Raw genomic sequence first — 15854 nt, 5'->3', positions numbered from 1 at the left:
GGCGCTGCGCTCAGACTCGGAAAGCGGTTGGCAACGCGCGAAGGACACATCGATGGCCCGCGATTCGCAAGCTGCCCTCGTCGCGCTCAACCGTTTCGGTTTCGGAGCGCGCGGCGGGGCGTCCGGCGATCTCGTCAACGCGGCGTCCGATCCGCGCGGCTTCGTGAAGGCGGAACTCGCCCGCCCCAACGGCGTGCTGCTGGAAGCGCCGGGGCTGCAATCGACGCCGCAACTCGGGCAGGCCGTGTTCGCCTATCAGGACCAGGTCAAGCAGGCGCGCGAGGCCGCGAAGGCCGCTGCGCCCGCCGAAGGGTCGCAGCAGGCACCGGCCGATCAGAAGCCGGGGCTGCGCCGCAATCTTTCGCTGAACGCGGCCGCGACCGAGATCGCCGGCCAGATGGCCGAGGCCAAGCCCGCCGACAATGCGGCGAAACCGGACGCCATGCAGCCCAGCGCTGCCGCACCCCCTGCCGCCAAGCCCGCGCCGCAGCCGCTCAACGTGATCCAGAAAACCTTTCGCGCCGAGGCGCTGGCGCGCTTGCAACGCGCGACGCTGGTCGAGTGCGGCTTCACCGAGCGGCTGGTGGTGTTCTGGTCCAACCATTTCTGCATCTCCGCGAGCAAGGGCGAGCTGGCGCGGATCTGGGCCGGCGCGTTCGAGCGCGAGGCGATCCGGCCGCATGTGCTCGGGCGCTTCGCCGACATGCTGAGGGCGGTCGAGCAGCATCCGGCGATGCTGTTCTTCCTCGACAACCAGCAATCGCTCGGGCCGGACTCGCGCGCCGGGCAAAACCGCAAGCGCGGGCTGAACGAAAATCTCGCGCGCGAGATCATGGAGCTGCATACGCTCGGCGTCGGCGGCGGCTACACGCAGGACGACGTCACCTCGCTCGCGCGCATCATCACCGGCTGGACCTTTGCCGGACGGCAGGGGCAGCTGGGAACGCCCGGCTCCTTCGCGTTCAACGCCAACGCGCACCAGCCCGGGCCGCAAATGCTGCTCGGCAAGACCTACGGGCCGACCGGCCTTGCGCAAGGCGAGGCCGCGCTCGCCGACATCTCGCGCCATCCCTCGACCGCCAATTTCATCGCCACCAAATTCGTCCGCCATTTCGTTGCCGACGATCCGCCGCCGGCGCTCGTTGCGCGATTGCGCGACGTCTTCGTCAAGACCGACGGTGATCTCAAGGCAATGGCTGTTGCGCTAGTCGATTCCGACGAGGCCTGGAAGGCGCCGCTGACGAAGATGCGCTCGCCTTACGACTTCGTGGTCGCGAGCGGACGGCTGCTCGCGCGCGTGCCGGAGGATCCCGGTGGCTATCTCAATAACCTGAACCTGCTCGGCCAGCCACTGTGGTCGCCGGCCGGGCCGAACGGTTTTCCGGATACCAGCGCGGCCTGGGCCGCACCCGAAGGCATCAAGCTCCGGCTCGACATCGCGGCACAGATGGGCGCGCGGCTCGGTAACAACATCGATCCGCTCGACCTGCTGGAGTTCGCGGCTGCGGATGCGGCCTCGATCGAGACGCGCAAAACCATCGAGCGCGCGGAGTCGCGGCAGCAGGCGCTGGCACTGCTGCTGATGTCGCCGGAAATGCAGAGGAGATGATGATGATCGACTGCGTCGAGAACCGGCTCCTCACCTCGCGCCGCGGCCTCCTGCTCGGCGGCGCGTCCTTCGCGGCCTGGGCCTATTTGCCGAAATTCGCCCGCGCGGCCGGCGGGCGCGATCCGCGCTTGATCGTGGTGATCCTGCGCGGCGCGCTCGACGGGCTCTCGACCGTCGCGCCGCTTGGCGATCCCGATTATGCCGGCCTTCACGGCTCGATCGCGCTTGCCGCCGACGGCGCGCATCCCGCGATCATGCTCGATACTTTTTTCGCGCTGCATCCGGCGATGCCGGAGTTCGCGCGCATGTATCGCGACATGCATGCCGCGGTGATCCATGCGGTGGCGACGCCCTATCGCGACCGCTCGCATTTCGATGGCCAGGACGTGCTCGAAAGCGGTTATGCCGGTCCCGGCCGCGTTCAATCGGGCTGGCTCAATCGCGCGCTCGAAGCGCTGCCGCGCGGCGAGCGTGTGTCGAGTGGGCTCGCGGTCGGTCCGACCACGCCGCTGGTCTTGCGCGGCAATGCGCCGACCGTCGGCTGGGCGCCGGTGGCGCTGCCGCAAGCCGACGACGACACCGCCATGCGCCTCGTCGATCTCTACCGTCACCGCGATCCCGCGCTGGCCTCCGCGCTGTCGCAGGGCCTCCAGTTGGAGAAGGCAGCGAGCGGCGACGACATGAAGCCGAAACCCGGCAACCAGGTTGCGCAGATGCGCCAGGTCGCGCGCGGCGCCGCAAAGCTGATGGCGGCCGATGACGGCCCGCGCATCGCCGCGCTCGCCTTCGACGGCTGGGATACGCATGCCAATGAAGGCGGTCCGGTCGGGCGTCTGGCCTTCCTGCTCGGCGGCCTCGATGGCGCGCTCGCCGAGTTCGAAAGCGGCCTTGGCGAGCGCTGGCGCGACACCGCAATCGTCGTCGCCACCGAGTTCGGCCGCACCGCGCGCATCAACGGCACCGACGGCACCGATCACGGCACGGGAACGATCGCGCTGCTCGCCGGCGGCGCGGTGAAAGGCGGCCGCGTCATCTCCGACTGGCCCGGTCTCAAGCTCGCGAACTTGTATGAGGGACGCGACCTCAAGCCCACCACGGACTTGCGCTCCGTGATCAAGGGAGTGCTGCAGGGACAGTTCGGCCTGTCCGATCGCGTGCTGGCTGAAACCGTATTCCCGGACAGCGCCGCAGCGCGGCCGATGAAGGGATTGGTGGCGTAATAACAGCCACCGTCATTCCGGGCCCGTGTCTTGCGGTGCGTCCCGGAATGACGACATGATGAGCCGAGCATCAGGAGATCACCCGCATGTACATCGCCATGAACCGCTTCCGCGTCGCCAAGGGCTCTGAAGCCGCTTTCGAACAGGTCTGGCTCTCGCGCGACACGTTTCTCGACGGGGTGCCGGGCTTCGTCGAATTCCATCTGCTGCGCGGTCCCGAGCTCGAGGACCACACGCTCTATGCCTCGCACACCATCTGGGCGAACCATGCCGCGTTCGAGGCGTGGACCAAGTCGGAGGCGTTTCGCGCGGCGCATCAGCGCGCTGGCGATAACAAGCCGCTCTATCTCGGCCATCCCCAGTTCGAGGGCTTTGAGGTGATGCAGACGGTGGGACGCGGCGCGAAGTAACGCGCCGCGCTTTAAACATCAGCCCTGGGTGATCTTGTCGATCTCCGCCATCTCATCGGCGCTGAGCTTCCACGCGATCGCCTTGACGTTCTGCTCGATCTGCTCGACGCGGGTGGCGCCCGCGATGACGCTCGAGACCTGCGGGCGGCCGGCGAGCCAGGAGAAGGCGAGCTCGAGCATCGAGTGACCGCGCGCTTGCGCAAAGGCCTGCAGCTTCTCGACGATCGCCTCGTTGCGCGGGGTGACATAGCGGTCGCGCAGTCGCGGAGTTTGGCCAAAGCGGGTGTCGCCGGGTGCAGACTCACCCTTTTTGTATTTGCCGGTCAGAAGTCCGCTTGCGAGCGGGAAGAACGGCAACAGGCCGAGCTTGTATTCCGTTGCTGCCGGCAGCAGGTCCTTCTCGATGTCGCGCACGACCAGGGAATATTCGTCCTGGCAGGAGACGAAGCGGCTGACATTCATCGCGCGCGCGACATACTCCGCTTCCGCAATCCGCCACGCCGGAAAGTTGGAGTTGCCGATGTAGCGGACCTTGCCATGGCGGACGAGATCGTCGAGCGCGCGAAGACTCTCCTCGATCGGCGTCAGCGGGTCGTAATCGTGCTGCTGGTAGAGATCGATGTAATCGGTCTTCAGCCGCTTCAGGCTCGCGTCCACGGCCGCCATGATGTAGCGGCGCGAGGCGCCCTGCTTGGTTCCGTCCTCCGCCATCGGCTTGGAGTATTTCGTCGCCAGCACGATGTCCTTGCGGCGATCGCCCAGCACGGCGCCGAGCACATTTTCCGAGCCGCCCATGGCCGAATAGATGTCGGCAGTGTCGAACAGCGTGATGCCGAGATCGAGCGCGCGGTGGATCACCTTGCGCGAGGCCTCGAGGTCGATGCGCTGGCCGAAATTGTTGCAGCCGAGCCCGACCGCGGACACGCGGAGGCCGGAGGCGCCGAGATTACGAATTTCCATGGGAGGTCCTGTCAGGAGAAAGCGGGCCATTGTGGCCGCGCTGCCCGCTAGCGGCAAGGCGTCGCCTTGCGTTGCTGCCATGCTGCCGGGAACTGAAGGCAAAAAAATGCGGCCCCTGTCAGACGCGGCGACTGACGGGGACCGCTTTGGGGCGCTTGATCGGTGACGGGGGGCCTGATCAGACGCAGGTGCAACGTAGTCCCGCTATGTTACGCGCGGGTGACAGGCAGAGTTATCCACAGGGACTCCGCGGCTGCCGCGATCAGAAGATCTTGCGATAGACGATGAAGCCGGAGCGCTCGGCGACCTTGTCGTACAGGCTCTGCGCCGTGACGTTGGTCTCGTGCGTCTGCCAGTAGACCCGCGGGGACCCCGCGAGCTTTGCGCGCTCGTAGACGCCGTAGATCAGCGCTGAGGCGACGCCCTTGCCGCGCGAGGCCTCCAGCGTGAACAGGTCCTGCAGATAGCAGGACGGTTCGATCGCCGTGGTGCTGCGGTGAAACAGATAGTTCGTCATGCCGAGCAGCTTGCCGTCGCTCTCGGCGACCAGCCCATGCACCGGCTCATAGCCATCGAAGAAGCGCTGCCACGTCATCCGCGTGATTTCGGGCGCCAGCGCGGTCGGGCCGGAGCGGCCGTAGAAAGCGTTATAGCCATCCCACAACGGCAGCCATTGATCGTAGTCCTGTTTCGTGACGGAGCGAATGGTGAGCGACATGTGGGTTTCCGCGATCTCGGAGGACGCAAGACGATGAAGCGTCCTTCATACGTGATGATCGCACTGCCGATCAATCGCGCCGTCGCATCACTCCGCGACGCGCAAGTACCGCATCAGCCTGCGGCCCGCGGGATCGCGCAGCGAGCGGTAGTACTCGGCGCGCGCGGGCGGGTCGGTGTGGCGTACGAGGTCGGTCACGGGCGTGTAGCTCAGCATGCGCCCGCCATCGGGCAGGACGGCGCAGACGAAGCGCAGCACCTCGCCATTGCGCAAGGCGATGTTGATCGGCCTGGCATCGCCGATCCGCACCATTTGCATCCGCTGCGCGATGAAGGTGCCAAGCTCATCCTCGGGCAGCTCGAACGCGCCGGTGTCGCGGCCGTGATACATCAGCGCAATGAAGGGCGGCTTGCCGTCGGCCACTTCGTCCGGCAGCGCAAAATAGTCGCGAAATGCGCGGTTGATGAATTCGGCACGCGTTTCGGCGTCGAGCAGCACGATGCCGATATCGACCTGGTCGAGCGCGGCCGACAGCCGCGCGGCGGTGGCGTGGCTCTGGCGCTCGGCGGCGAATGTGCCGAGCAGCCGCTCGCGCATCAGGCCGGTGATTGCGGCGGTGCCGGCAGTCGTCACGGCGAGGAGGCCGAGCCGGACCAGATCCGCCGTCGCATAGCCCGGCAGGGCTCGATGGGCCAGAAAGAACAACGCCGCGCCGATCACGGCGACGGCAGCGCTGGTCATGGCGGAAGCGAGACCCGATAGCGAGCCGGCGAGCGCCACGATGCAGACGAACAGGGGGGCAGGCGAGGGAACGTGGATATAGCGATCGAGCAGGATCGCCAGCAGCGCAATTGCCGCTGTCAGCGCCGGACCGGAGATCGCACGCCATCCAAACCGCATGGGCCAGTCTCGCTCCTCCCGAACGAGGTAAGGCCGCAACACTGGCCGATCGTTGCGCCCATGCGATGCGATTTCATGCGGTGCGCTTAAGGAGCACTTGCCGGCAAGGGCAAAGCTTTCGCATGATTTTAGGCCAAATGCGCGTGCCTGAGGCGCTGCTGCTGCGCCGGCGCATTCAGCGTCGACGTCCCGGAGCTCTTGCGCACCCCGGTGAAAATCAACAGCGATGCCGCGACCAGGATGGCCGCAGTCAGGGTGATTGCAACGACTACCACAGGCGATTTCATCGGTGTCCTGTCGCGATGCCGGTCGGCGCGGGCCGCGTGGCACCTTGAAGGCGGGTCCGGGATGAAACGGGGATCAGACCGGCAGGCCCATCGCCATGGTCGCCTTGGTCGACAGCACCGTCAGGGTGACGATCAGGCACAGCGAGAGCGCGGCGACGGCGAGCGAGGCCACGACCGCGTTGGTCAGCCGGGAAGACGAAACGGTAACGGTTTGGCCCCGAAAGCCTGCCGTGCCGGACGCCCGAATCATGGTCTAAATCCTTCAACGTGCGAGCGAATCACCCGCGACTCGAACAATTTCCCCGTTTCAACCGGCAATATTGGGGCGGCCATAGCGTCGAAAATGGCGAGAATGCGGCATAGGCTGCCCTTATGCCCGCTATTCCCGGGGCCAGCGCGCCGTCAGGCGCCCGCCGCGATGCTGGCGGGGTCGTCGACGTCGGCCGGCCGCCAGTCCATCGCCACGAAGCCGGGTGCAGCTTCCACGCGCTTCAGCCAGTCCCGGATCGCCGGGAAGGTCGAGAGGTCGAAGTCGCAGCGCTCGGCGAGGTGGGTGTAGCCGTAGAGCGCGATGTCGGCGACCGTGAGCTGGCGGGCGGCGAAATAGGCGTTGGTCTTGAGGTGGTTTTCCATCACCTGGAGCGCGCCATAGCCGCGCTCCATCCAGTCTTCCAGGGAGTGGGTCTGGAGATCGCGGCCGCCCTTGACCAGCGACAGCCAGAAATAGGCGGCGCCGATGTTCGGCTCGAGCGCGTGCTGCTCGAAGAACATCCATTGCAGCGCCTCGGCGCGGTCAATGCGGTTCTCGGGCGCAAGCGGCGTGCCGACCGCGACGTACCAGAGGATGGCGTTGGACTCGGCGAGATAGCGGTCGTCGCCGACCTCGAGCAGCGGCACCTGGCCCGACGGGTTCTTGGTCAGAAAGTCCGGCGTGCGACTCTCGCCGCGCAGAATGTCCACTTCGACTGCTTCGTAAGGCACGTTCAACAGGGCCAGCGCAAGGCGGACCTTGTAGCTGTTGCCGGAGCGTTGCATCGAATAGAGCTTGTACATTCTGGGAGTTCGTTCCGAAAACGGGAAGGCGCGGTACTCGTTGCCCAGTACCGCGGCCAAACAATGATGCCGTTGCGAATCCGCCGCAAGACCCGCGCCATAGAAAAACTCGAAAACCCTACCGCACTGCAATGCCGCGGAAGATCATTTTCGCGCGACGCTACAAATCAGATCACGCTTGCGTCAGCGCGCGGACGCATCGCGGCCGCACGTTCGTGCAGGACGATTGAACGGTCGTGATCGCCTCGGCTGCTGACGGGTCCAAGTCTTTCAAAGCAAGTCGCTCAAAGGTTGTCTCAAGTGTCCTCTCGAGCGTCAGACTGCCGTCAGCTTCATGGCGGCGCGCAACGCGCCAAATTGCTCCGAGGACAGGCCTTGCCGGATATGAGGGATTCCGGCGGCAAAGTTACGGAAAATTGCGGGAAAACGCGCCTAGAAGCGCTCCAGATCCGTAAACTTTTTCGAGATCGGGCCGAAGTTTCTTGCGGCGCAGCGGCACACGTTTTAGGGTGGCTCATTCCCACAATCGGAGTCGTGAGGCCAAAGGGTTCACGACGCTTGTCAGGAGATGACGATGTCCTTCCTTGCCGCTGCGCTCGACCGTGTGAAGCCGTCCGCGACCATCGCGGTCACGGATAAAGCACGTGCGCTGAAAGCGGCGGGCCGCAACGTCATCGGCCTCGGTGCCGGCGAGCCCGACTTCGACACGCCCGCCAACATCAAGCTGGCTGCGATCCATGCCATCGAAGCCGGCAAGACCAAGTACACCGCCGTCGACGGCATTCCCGAGCTGAAGGAAGCCATCATCGGCAAGTTTCAGCGCGAGAACGGCGTGGCCTACAAGCCGAACCAGATCATCGTCGGCACCGGCGGCAAGCAGGTGCTCTACAACGCGCTGATGGCGACCATCAATCCGGGCGACGAGGTGATCATCCCCGCGCCGTACTGGGTCAGCTATCCCGAGATGGTGGCGCTCGCCGGCGGCGAGCCGGTGCCGGTGGTCTGCACCGCCGCGACCGGCTTCAAGCTCCAGGCCGAGGCGCTCGAGCGTGCGATTACGCCGAAGACCAAATGGGTGATCCTGTGCTCGCCGTCGAACCCGACCGGCGCGGCCTACACCAGGACCGAGCTGAAGGCGCTCACCGACGTGCTGGTCAGGCATCCGCATGTGTGGGTGATGACCGACGACATGTACGAGCACCTCGTCTATGATGACTTCCAGTTCACCACGGTCGCGCAGGTCGAGCCGAAACTCTACGACCGCACGCTCACCGTGAACGGCGTGTCGAAGGCCTATTGCATGACCGGCTGGCGCATCGGCTACGCCGGCGGTCCGGCGCAGCTGATCAAGGCGATGTCGACGATCCAGTCGCAGTCGACCTCGAACCCGTCGTCGATCGCACAATGGGCCGCGGTCGAAGCGCTGAACGGTCCGCAGGACTTCATCCCCGCCAACAACAAGGTGTTCAAGGAGCGCCGCGACCTCGTGGTCTCCATGCTCAACCAGGCCAAGGGCATCGAGTGCCCGCGTCCCGAAGGTGCGTTCTACGTCTATCCCTCCTGCGCCGGCACCATCGGCAAGACCGCGCCGTCGGGCAAGGTGATCGACAATGACGAGACCTTCGTGACCGAGTTGCTCGAGACCGAAGGCGTCGCCGTGGTGCAGGGCTCGGCCTTCGGCCTCGGCCCGGCGTTCCGCATCTCCTACGCGACCAAGACCTCGGACCTCGAAGACGCCTGCAAGCGCATCCAGCGCTTCTGCGGTAATCTCCGCTGAGCCCGTCGCAAATACCTATCGAAAAGGCCCGCCTCCGGCGGGCCTTTTTATTGTTTGCACGCTTATCGTCACGCGTGATCTGGCACCACCACGGCTCTTGTGGCATAGACCATCGCGCAACACGGGTGGGGCGCTCTCTCTGCTCGCATCACATTCATCGCCGGAGATATTCATGCGCCGTTCGTTCATCCTCGCCGGGCTCGCCGCGGCCAGCCTCGTTGCCTCCGTCGCAAACAGCGGCGCTCAGCAGCAGCGGATGGTCCGGGTCGGCGTGCTCGAATGCCGCGGCGGCGCCAGCGTTGGCTTCATCGTGGGATCGGTGACCAATCTCGGTTGCGTCCTGCGTGCCGACGGTTTGCCGGAAGATCGCTACGTCGCGACCATTCGTAAAGTGGGCCTCGACATCGGCATCACCCAGGAGACCACACTTGCCTGGGGCGTGTTCGCGCCGGTCGATCGGCTCGGCCCCGGCGATCTCTCGGGCAATTATGCCGGCGCGCAGGGCAGCGCCTCGGTCGGCGTCGGTATCGGTGGCAACGCGCTGATCGGCGGCTCCAACAATTCGATCGCGCTCCAGCCGCTCAGCGTACAGGGCCAGGTCGGCCTCAACGTCGCCGCCGGCCTCGAGAGTCTGGAACTCCGTCCGGGTCGTTGACAATTTCGCGTGTGCAGATCGCGTCGGTCCGACGCGATCTCGGCAACGACGCACCGCAGCGATTTTTGATGCTTGCCAAATCTCGGGGACGGGCAGAGCATCGGCGTTTGCCGACCCAATCATGGGCCGAGCTCCACACCAAGGAGGCGGCGAATGGGACAAGACGTCAGAAGTCCCCGAGGTCCACGGTGCATCGCACTGGTGGGCCCATTCCAAAGCGGTAAAACCACACTTCTCGAAGCAATACTGGCGCGAACGGGCGCAATACCCCGCGTCGGCAGCGTCGACGCCGGAACATCCGTCGGCGACGCCTCCCCGGAGGCCCGTCATCACAAGATGACCGTCGGCCTGACTGCCGCCACCACGAGTTTCATGGGCGACAGCTACACCTTCCTCGATTGTCCCGGTTCCGTTGAGTTCGCCCACGACATGCGTGCAGCGCTTCCCGCTGTCGACGCCGCGGTCGTGGTCTGCGAGGCCGACGAGAAGAAGCTGCCGCAGCTTCAGATCATCCTGCGCGAGCTGGAGGAACTGAAGATCCCGCGTTTCCTGTTCCTCAACAAGATCGACCGCGCCAACAAGCGCATCCGCGAGACGCTGGCGACACTCCAGCCCGCCTCGCGCGTACCGCTGGTGCTGCGCCAGATCCCGATCTGGAAGGGCGAGCTGATCGAGGGCTTCGTCGATCTCGCGCTGGAACGTGCGTTCATCTACCGCGAGCACAAGGCCTCCGAGGTGGTCGCGCTCGAAGGCGGAGATCTCGATCGCGAGAAGGAGGCCCGCTTCTCGATGCTGGAGAAGCTCGCCGATCACGACGACGCGCTGATGGAGCAATTGCTCGAGGACATCCAGCCCCCGCGCGATGCGGTGTTCGACGATCTCGCGCGCGAATTGCGCGAGGGGCAGATCTGCCCCGTGCTGCTGGGTGCCGCCGCGCGCGAAAACGGCGTGCTGCGCCTGATGAAGGCCCTGCGCCACGAGGCGCCCGGCATCGAGGAAACTGCAAAGCGTCTCGGTGTGCCTGCCAGCAAGGAGGCGCTCGGCTACGTCTTCAAGACGCTGCATTCGCAGCACGGCGGAAAGCTGTCGCTGACGCGATTGCTCGCCGGCCATCTCGACGACGGAGCCACGCTGCAATCCGCCTCCGGCGGGAGCGGCCGCATCTCCGGCATCCTCGCCGTCAACGGCGCCTACGATACCAAGCGTGCCGCGGCCGAAGCCGGCGACACGGTTGCGCTCGCCAAGGTCGACCCGATCAAGACCGGCGACACGGTCTCGAGCGGCAAGTCCCCGCCGGCTGCGCTGTTCGCCCCGGAGCCGACGCCGCCGGTGCTCGCGATCTCGGTCGCCGCCACCGACCGCAAGGACGACGTCAAGCTCGGCCAGGCCCTTGCTCGGCTGCACGAGGAGGATCCTTCGCTCGGCGTCGTGATGAACGCCCAGACCCACGACACCGTGCTGTGGGGCCAGGGCGAGATGCATCTGCGCGTGGCGAGCGAGCGGCTGCGCGACCGCTTCGGCGTCAAGATCACCTCGCATCCACCCGCGATCGGCTACCAGGAGACCATCCGCAAGCCGATCGTCCAGCGCGGCCGCCACAAGAAGCAATCCGGCGGCCACGGGCAGTTCGGCGATGTCGTGCTCGACATCAAGCCGCTGCCGCGCGGCGAGGGCTTCAAGTTCACCGAGAAAGTGGTCGGCGGCGCGGTGCCGCGCAATTATATCGGCGCGGTGGAAGAGGGCGTTGTCGACGGACTGACGCGCGGCCCGCTCGGTTTCCCCGTCACCGATCTGCAGGTGACGCTGACCGACGGCTCCTATCACAGCGTCGACTCCTCCGACCTCGCCTTCCGCACGGCGGCGCGGGTCGGACTCAACGAAGGCCTGCCGCAATGCCAGTCGGTGCTGTTGGAGCCGATCCACGTGGTCGAGATCGTCTGCCCGACCGACGCCACCGCCAAGATCAACGCGATCCTGTCGGCGCGGCGCGGCCAGATCCTCGGCTTCGACACCCGTGACGGCTGGAGCGGATGGGACTGCGTCCGCGCCATGATGCCGGAAGCGGAGATCGGCGAACTCATCGTCGAGCTGCGTTCGGCCACGGCCGGAGCCGGCAGCTTCACCCGTCAGTTCGACCACATGGCCGAGGTGACCGGCCGCGCCGCCGACCAGATCATCGCCGCGCATCAGCACGCGGCGTGATGTAAGGGAAGCACGGCTCTCTCACTCCCTCTCCCCGTTCTTTACGGGGGGAGGCTGAGGTGAGGGGCTGTTTCCGCGCCCACGGTGTTTCGTTTGGCCGAACCCGCGCCCAACCTCCGTCATTGCGAGCGCAGCGAAGCAATCCAGACTGGCTGCGGAGGCGGTCTGGATTGCTTCGTCGCAAGAGTTCCTCGCAATGGCGGAGGCGGCAGGACGGGCACCCCTTGCGCCCGCCCTACAATGATGTATTTTACATCATTGTACATGCTCCAGATATCACTTATAAACTCTGATACGTGAGGCCACGGTGATCACGTCGTTCCAGATGCGGGCAGCCCGCGCGCTGCTTGGCATTGACCAGAAAGCCTTGGCCGAGCTCGCCGGCGTTTCGCTGCCGACCATCCAGCGGATGGAGGCCAGCACCGGCAATGTGCGCGGCGTGGTCGAGACCTTGATCAAGGTGGTCGAGGCGTTCGACCGGGCCGGCGTCGAGCTGATCGGCGAGCAGGCCCGCAGCGACAGCGGCGGGCGGGGCGTTCGCCTGAAGGAGCCGGGGCCGCCGCGCCGCGTGGGAGCATGATCGCATTGATCGTGCTCGGGATGAGCTAGCGCATCGTCGCACGCGCGCGCTGCACGATGCACCGGAGCATTGTGGGCAGCGGAGCACTCTGCGGACATGAGCATCACAGGCGAACACGCAGGCAAGCTGCATCAGCTGCGTCGACCGACCTTTGCCGAACTCTATCTCCCCAAGCTCGTCACCGTCTGGCGCGAAGGCTACGGCCTCGCGGATCTCCGCGCCGATGTGTTCGCGGGCCTGACGGTTGCCATCGTCGCGCTGCCGCTGTCGATGGCGATCGCAATCGCCTCGGGCGTGACGCCGGACCGCGGGCTCTACACCGCTGTCGTCGGTGGCTTCATCGTGTCGCTGCTCGGCGGCAGTCGCTTCCAGATCGGCGGGCCCGCCGGCGCCTTCATCGTGCTGGTCGCGGTGACCGCGGAGCGGCACGGCGTCGACGGCGTCATCCTCGCCACCCTGATGGCGGGCATGGTCCTGATCGCCGCGGGCCTGTTGCGGATCGGCACCTACATCAAGTTCATTCCCTACCCCGTCACGGTCGGCTTCACCGCGGGCATCGCCGTGATCATCTTCGCCAGCCAGCTCCGCGATCTCGGCGGGATCACGCTGGCTGGGAAAGAGCCCAGCGAATTCGTGCCGAAACTCGTTGCGCTAGCCGCAGGCCTGCACACCATCAATCCCTCCGCCGTCGCGGTCGCGATCGTCAGCATTGCCGTCATCGCCGGCCTGCGGCGCTGGCGGCCGTCCTGGCCCGGCATCCTGATCGCGGTCGTGCTCGCGGCGGTCGCGACTGCCGTGCTGTCGCTGCCGGTCGAAACCATCGGCAGCCGGTTCGGCGGCATTCCGCGCGAATTGCCGTCGCCGGCGCTGCCGGCGTTCTCGCTTGCGAAGGCGACGGCCGTGCTGCCGGATGCGATCTCTTTCGCGCTGCTCGCCGCGATCGAATCGCTGCTGTCGGCGGTGGTGGCCGACGGCATGACCGGTCGCCGTCACCGCTCCAATTGCGAGCTGGTGGCGCAAGGCGCGGCCAATATCGGCTCGGCGCTGTTCGGCGGCATCTGCGTCACCGGACTGATCGCGCGCACCGCCACCAACATCCGCGCCGGCGGACGCGGGCCGCTCGCGGGCATGCTGCATTCGGTCTTCCTGCTGCTGTTCATGCTGATCGCAGCGCCGCTCGCGAGCTACATCCCGCTGGCCGCGCTGGCCGCCGTGCTCGTCGTCGTCGCCTGGACCATGGCGGAGAAGCACGAATTCGCGACGCTCTTGCGCTCATCCTGGGGCGATGCCGTCGTGCTGCTTGCGACCTTCCTGCTCACCATCTTCCGCGACCTGACCGAAGGCATCCTGGTCGGCTTCGCGCTGGGCGCGGTGCTGTTCATCCACCGCATGGCGGAGATGACGGGCATCGAGGAGCGCTCCCCGCTGGTGGCCGCCGATCGTCCCGATGACGGCAATGGCGAGCGCGTGCCTTACGATCCCGCGCTCGCCATCGATCGCGACGTGCTGGTCTATCGCATCACCGGTGCGTTCTTCTTCGGTGCCGCCTCGGCAATCGGAAACGTGCTCGACGGCATCGCCGACCAGCGCAAGGGTCTTGTGGTCGATTTCGCCGCGGTGCCGTTCCTGGATTCGACGGCCGCCAACGTGCTCGGTCGCGTCGCCGTCAAGGCGCACCGCCACGGCATCCGGCTGTTCATCACGGGGGCGTCGCCCGCGGTTCGCCGCGCGCTGCTCACCCACGGCGTGACGCCGCCGCGTGCGCGCTATCGCGCGACGATCGCGCGTGCCGTCGCTGACATCAAGGGCGGCGCGGCGCGGCCCGTGGCCGATGACGCGGCCGCGACCTGACGGCAGCGCACTTCTCAAGCCGGCCGATTTGATCGACACTGCCGCGTCACGGCGGTGGTGCAGGGAATGCTGGATTCGCGTCGCAATATTGCGCTGGCCTGCGCGCTCAGCATGCTGGCGGGCTATGTCGACGGCATCGGCTTCTTGCATCTCGGCGGCCTGTTCGTCTCGTTCATGAGCGGCAACTCCACGCGTCTCGGCGTCAGCCTTGCCGAAGCGCAGTGGTGGCAGGCCGCCAGCGCCCTCGGCCTGATCGCGCTGTTCGTGGCCGGAGCTGCGGCCGGCAGCCTCGTCGTGCTCGGCGGCGGGGCCGAGCGGCAGCCCTGGCTGCTCCTCATTGAAACCGGGCTGCTTGCGGGTGCCGGACTTTGCCATGCCTACGGCCTGTCGAACCTCGCGATCGCGGCCATCGTGCTCGCGATGGGCCTGGAGAACGCCGTGTTCCAGATCGATGGCGGCGCGGGCCTTGGCCTCACCTATGTCACGGGCGCGCTGGTCAAGGTCGGCCAGTTCCTCGCGGTGAGCCTCACCGGCGGGCCGCGCTGGAATTGGGCGCCGAACCTGCTGTTGTGGGCGGCGCTCGTTGCGGGGGCGGCGGGCGGGGCGCTCGGCTATGCCCGGATCAACCTCGCCGCGATCTGGTTCGCCGCTGCCGCGGCGCTGGCATTGGCTGCGATCGTGGCTGCGGCGATGCGGCGGTCGCGCGCTTGACAGAGCCGGCGGGACGCGAAATGGATCGCCTCGAACACGACCCGAGGGAAAGATGACCGCGCTCAGGACTCCCGCAGCCTGTTTGATCGGATGGCCGGCCGCGCATTCGCGCTCGCCGCTGATCCATCGTTACTGGCTGCGCACGCTCGGGATCGAGGGTGGTTACGTCATCGAGGCGGTCCCGCCCGAGGATCTGCGCGACTTCGTGCTGCGGCTGTCGCTGCGCGGCTTCGTCGGCGCCAACGTCACCATCCCGCACAAGGAAGACGTGCTGGCGCTGTCCACGCCCGATGCGCGTGCCAGGGCCGTCGGCGCTGCGAACACGCTGTGGTTTGCCGACGGCGAGCTGCGCTCGACCAATACCGATGTCGAAGGCTTCATCGGCAATCTCGATGCCGGAGCGGCCGGTTGGGACAGCGCGGAAGAGGCATTGGTGCTCGGGGCCGGCGGTTCCTCGCGCGCGGTCGTGTTCGGCCTGCTCGAACGCGGCATCAAGCGCATCCATCTCGCCAATCGCACCATCGCGCGCGCCGAGACGCTGGCAAGACAGTTCGGGCCGAACGTGCATCCGATTCCCTGGGACGGCATCAACGACGTGCTGCCGCGCGCAAGACTTCTCGTCAACACGACCTCGCTCGGCATGCACGGCCAGCCTTCACTCGATGTCGACGTGGCGCGCCTGCCGGATGGGGCGGTCGTCGCCGACCTCGTCTATGTTCCCCTGGTGACGCCGCTGCTGGCGGCTGCGAAAGCGCGCGGCCTGAACACCGCCGACGGCCTCGGCATGCTCCTGCATCAGGCGGTGCGCGGCTTCGAGCTGTGGTTCGGGCAAAGGCCTGCTGTCACGGCCGAGCTGCGCGCGCTGGTCGAGGCCGATCTCACAAAGACTTGAAAGGATAACGGCGAATAGCACCCCACCTC

At 66.5% G+C, this 15854-nt stretch carries 16 protein-coding genes; 10 read left to right on the top strand and 6 right to left on the bottom strand.

Annotated elements, in window-relative coordinates; genetic code table 11:
- Positions 1–52: 52 nt before the first annotated feature.
- The 3 genes from AB7531_RS37590 to AB7531_RS37580 all read left to right on the top strand — a co-directional run bounded on the left by AB7531_RS37590 (position 53) and on the right by AB7531_RS37580 (position 3239).
- Complete coding sequence (locus AB7531_RS37590) at positions 53–1609, top strand: DUF1800 domain-containing protein (protein ID WP_063985538.1); 1557 nt, start codon at positions 53–55, stop codon at positions 1607–1609.
- 2 nt (positions 1610–1611) lie between these two features.
- Complete coding sequence (locus AB7531_RS37585) at positions 1612–2829, top strand: DUF1501 domain-containing protein (RefSeq protein WP_063986693.1); 1218 nt, start codon at positions 1612–1614, stop codon at positions 2827–2829.
- Positions 2830–2915: 86 nt separating this feature from the next.
- Positions 2916–3239, top strand: a complete 324-nt coding sequence (locus AB7531_RS37580; protein ID WP_028151824.1) for an antibiotic biosynthesis monooxygenase family protein — start codon at positions 2916–2918, stop codon at positions 3237–3239.
- A gap of 18 nt (positions 3240–3257) precedes the next feature.
- On the opposite strand, the gene AB7531_RS37575 is transcribed toward AB7531_RS37580, so the two are convergent.
- The 6 genes from AB7531_RS37575 to AB7531_RS37550 form a co-directional block, all read right to left on the bottom strand.
- The gene (locus AB7531_RS37575; protein ID WP_063985537.1) at positions 3258–4199 is read right to left on the bottom strand and encodes an aldo/keto reductase; all 942 of its coding nucleotides are present in this window, start codon (positions 4197–4199) and stop codon (positions 3258–3260) included.
- Positions 4200–4461: 262 nt separating this feature from the next.
- Positions 4462–4917: a GNAT family N-acetyltransferase gene (locus AB7531_RS37570; RefSeq protein WP_014492036.1), complete on the bottom strand. Its 456-nt coding sequence runs from the start codon at positions 4915–4917 to the stop codon at positions 4462–4464.
- Between the two features lie 87 nt (positions 4918–5004).
- Positions 5005–5817 carry a PAS-domain containing protein gene (locus AB7531_RS37565; RefSeq protein ID WP_063985536.1) on the bottom strand — a complete coding sequence of 271 codons (813 nt, stop codon included), beginning with the start codon at positions 5815–5817 and terminating at the stop codon, positions 5005–5007.
- A 128-nt stretch (positions 5818–5945) separates the two neighbouring features.
- Complete coding sequence (locus AB7531_RS37560) at positions 5946–6092, bottom strand: hypothetical protein (protein ID WP_162137015.1); 147 nt, start codon at positions 6090–6092, stop codon at positions 5946–5948.
- An 85-nt stretch (positions 6093–6177) separates the two neighbouring features.
- Positions 6178–6354 (bottom strand): hypothetical protein, encoded by a 177-nt coding sequence (locus AB7531_RS37555; protein WP_187387820.1) that lies wholly within the window; start codon positions 6352–6354, stop codon positions 6178–6180.
- A gap of 152 nt (positions 6355–6506) precedes the next feature.
- Positions 6507–7157, bottom strand: a complete 651-nt coding sequence (locus AB7531_RS37550) for a glutathione S-transferase family protein (RefSeq protein ID WP_063985535.1) — start codon at positions 7155–7157, stop codon at positions 6507–6509.
- Positions 7158–7731: 574 nt separating this feature from the next.
- Between AB7531_RS37550 and AB7531_RS37545 the strand changes: the two genes are divergently transcribed.
- The 7 genes from AB7531_RS37545 (at position 7732) to AB7531_RS37515 (ending at position 15825) form a co-directional block, all read left to right on the top strand.
- On the top strand, positions 7732–8934 hold the full coding sequence (locus AB7531_RS37545) for a pyridoxal phosphate-dependent aminotransferase (RefSeq protein WP_039157959.1): 1203 nt from the start codon (positions 7732–7734) through the stop codon (positions 8932–8934).
- 172 nt (positions 8935–9106) lie between these two features.
- Positions 9107–9589, top strand: coding sequence for a DUF992 domain-containing protein (locus AB7531_RS37540; RefSeq protein ID WP_063985534.1), 483 nt, complete (start codon positions 9107–9109; stop codon positions 9587–9589).
- A gap of 153 nt (positions 9590–9742) precedes the next feature.
- Entirely contained in the window at positions 9743–11791 is a 2049-nt protein-coding gene (locus AB7531_RS37535; RefSeq protein ID WP_063985533.1) for an elongation factor G, read from the top strand.
- 307 nt (positions 11792–12098) lie between these two features.
- The gene (locus AB7531_RS37530; RefSeq protein ID WP_014492044.1) at positions 12099–12371 is read left to right on the top strand and encodes a helix-turn-helix domain-containing protein; all 273 of its coding nucleotides are present in this window, start codon (positions 12099–12101) and stop codon (positions 12369–12371) included.
- 96 nt (positions 12372–12467) lie between these two features.
- Entirely contained in the window at positions 12468–14222 is a 1755-nt protein-coding gene (locus tag AB7531_RS37525; RefSeq protein ID WP_063985532.1) for a SulP family inorganic anion transporter, read from the top strand.
- Between the two features lie 66 nt (positions 14223–14288).
- Positions 14289–14933: a YoaK family protein gene (locus AB7531_RS37520; RefSeq protein WP_063985531.1), complete on the top strand. Its 645-nt coding sequence runs from the start codon at positions 14289–14291 to the stop codon at positions 14931–14933.
- Between the two features lie 52 nt (positions 14934–14985).
- Complete coding sequence (locus AB7531_RS37515; RefSeq protein ID WP_063985530.1) at positions 14986–15825, top strand: shikimate dehydrogenase; 840 nt, start codon at positions 14986–14988, stop codon at positions 15823–15825.
- Positions 15826–15854 lie beyond the last annotated feature (29 nt).

The sequence above is a fragment of the Bradyrhizobium sp. 63_E2_N1_3 genome (assembly GCF_052076005.1).
Taxonomy (GTDB): domain Bacteria; phylum Pseudomonadota; class Alphaproteobacteria; order Rhizobiales; family Xanthobacteraceae; genus Bradyrhizobium; species Bradyrhizobium barranii.
Note: the sequence above shows the minus strand (reverse complement) of the source record. Positions and strands in the feature narration are given on the sequence as shown.

Bases quoted from the DNA above. Each gene is read 5' to 3' on its own strand.
- AB7531_RS37545 (WP_039157959.1), top strand. From the start codon at position 7,732: ATGTCCTTCCTTGCCGCTGCGCTCGACCGTGTGAAGCCGTCCGCGACC.
- AB7531_RS37515 (WP_063985530.1), top strand. From the start codon at position 14,986: ATGACCGCGCTCAGGACTCCCGCAGCCTGTTTGATCGGATGGCCGGCC.
- AB7531_RS37550 (WP_063985535.1), bottom strand. From the start codon at position 7,157: ATGTACAAGCTCTATTCGATGCAACGCTCCGGCAACAGCTACAAGGTC.
- AB7531_RS37535 (WP_063985533.1), top strand. From the start codon at position 9,743: ATGGGACAAGACGTCAGAAGTCCCCGAGGTCCACGGTGCATCGCACTG.
- AB7531_RS37590 (WP_063985538.1), top strand. From the start codon at position 53: ATGGCCCGCGATTCGCAAGCTGCCCTCGTCGCGCTCAACCGTTTCGGT.
- AB7531_RS37585 (WP_063986693.1), top strand. From the start codon at position 1,612: ATGATCGACTGCGTCGAGAACCGGCTCCTCACCTCGCGCCGCGGCCTC.
- AB7531_RS37575 (WP_063985537.1), bottom strand. From the start codon at position 4,199: ATGGAAATTCGTAATCTCGGCGCCTCCGGCCTCCGCGTGTCCGCGGTC.
- AB7531_RS37565 (WP_063985536.1), bottom strand. From the start codon at position 5,817: ATGCGGTTTGGATGGCGTGCGATCTCCGGTCCGGCGCTGACAGCGGCA.
- AB7531_RS37540 (WP_063985534.1), top strand. From the start codon at position 9,107: ATGCGCCGTTCGTTCATCCTCGCCGGGCTCGCCGCGGCCAGCCTCGTT.
- AB7531_RS37570 (WP_014492036.1), bottom strand. From the start codon at position 4,917: ATGTCGCTCACCATTCGCTCCGTCACGAAACAGGACTACGATCAATGG.
- AB7531_RS37525 (WP_063985532.1), top strand. From the start codon at position 12,468: ATGAGCATCACAGGCGAACACGCAGGCAAGCTGCATCAGCTGCGTCGA.
- AB7531_RS37520 (WP_063985531.1), top strand. From the start codon at position 14,289: ATGCTGGATTCGCGTCGCAATATTGCGCTGGCCTGCGCGCTCAGCATG.
- AB7531_RS37555 (WP_187387820.1), bottom strand. From the start codon at position 6,354: ATGATTCGGGCGTCCGGCACGGCAGGCTTTCGGGGCCAAACCGTTACC.
- AB7531_RS37580 (WP_028151824.1), top strand. From the start codon at position 2,916: ATGTACATCGCCATGAACCGCTTCCGCGTCGCCAAGGGCTCTGAAGCC.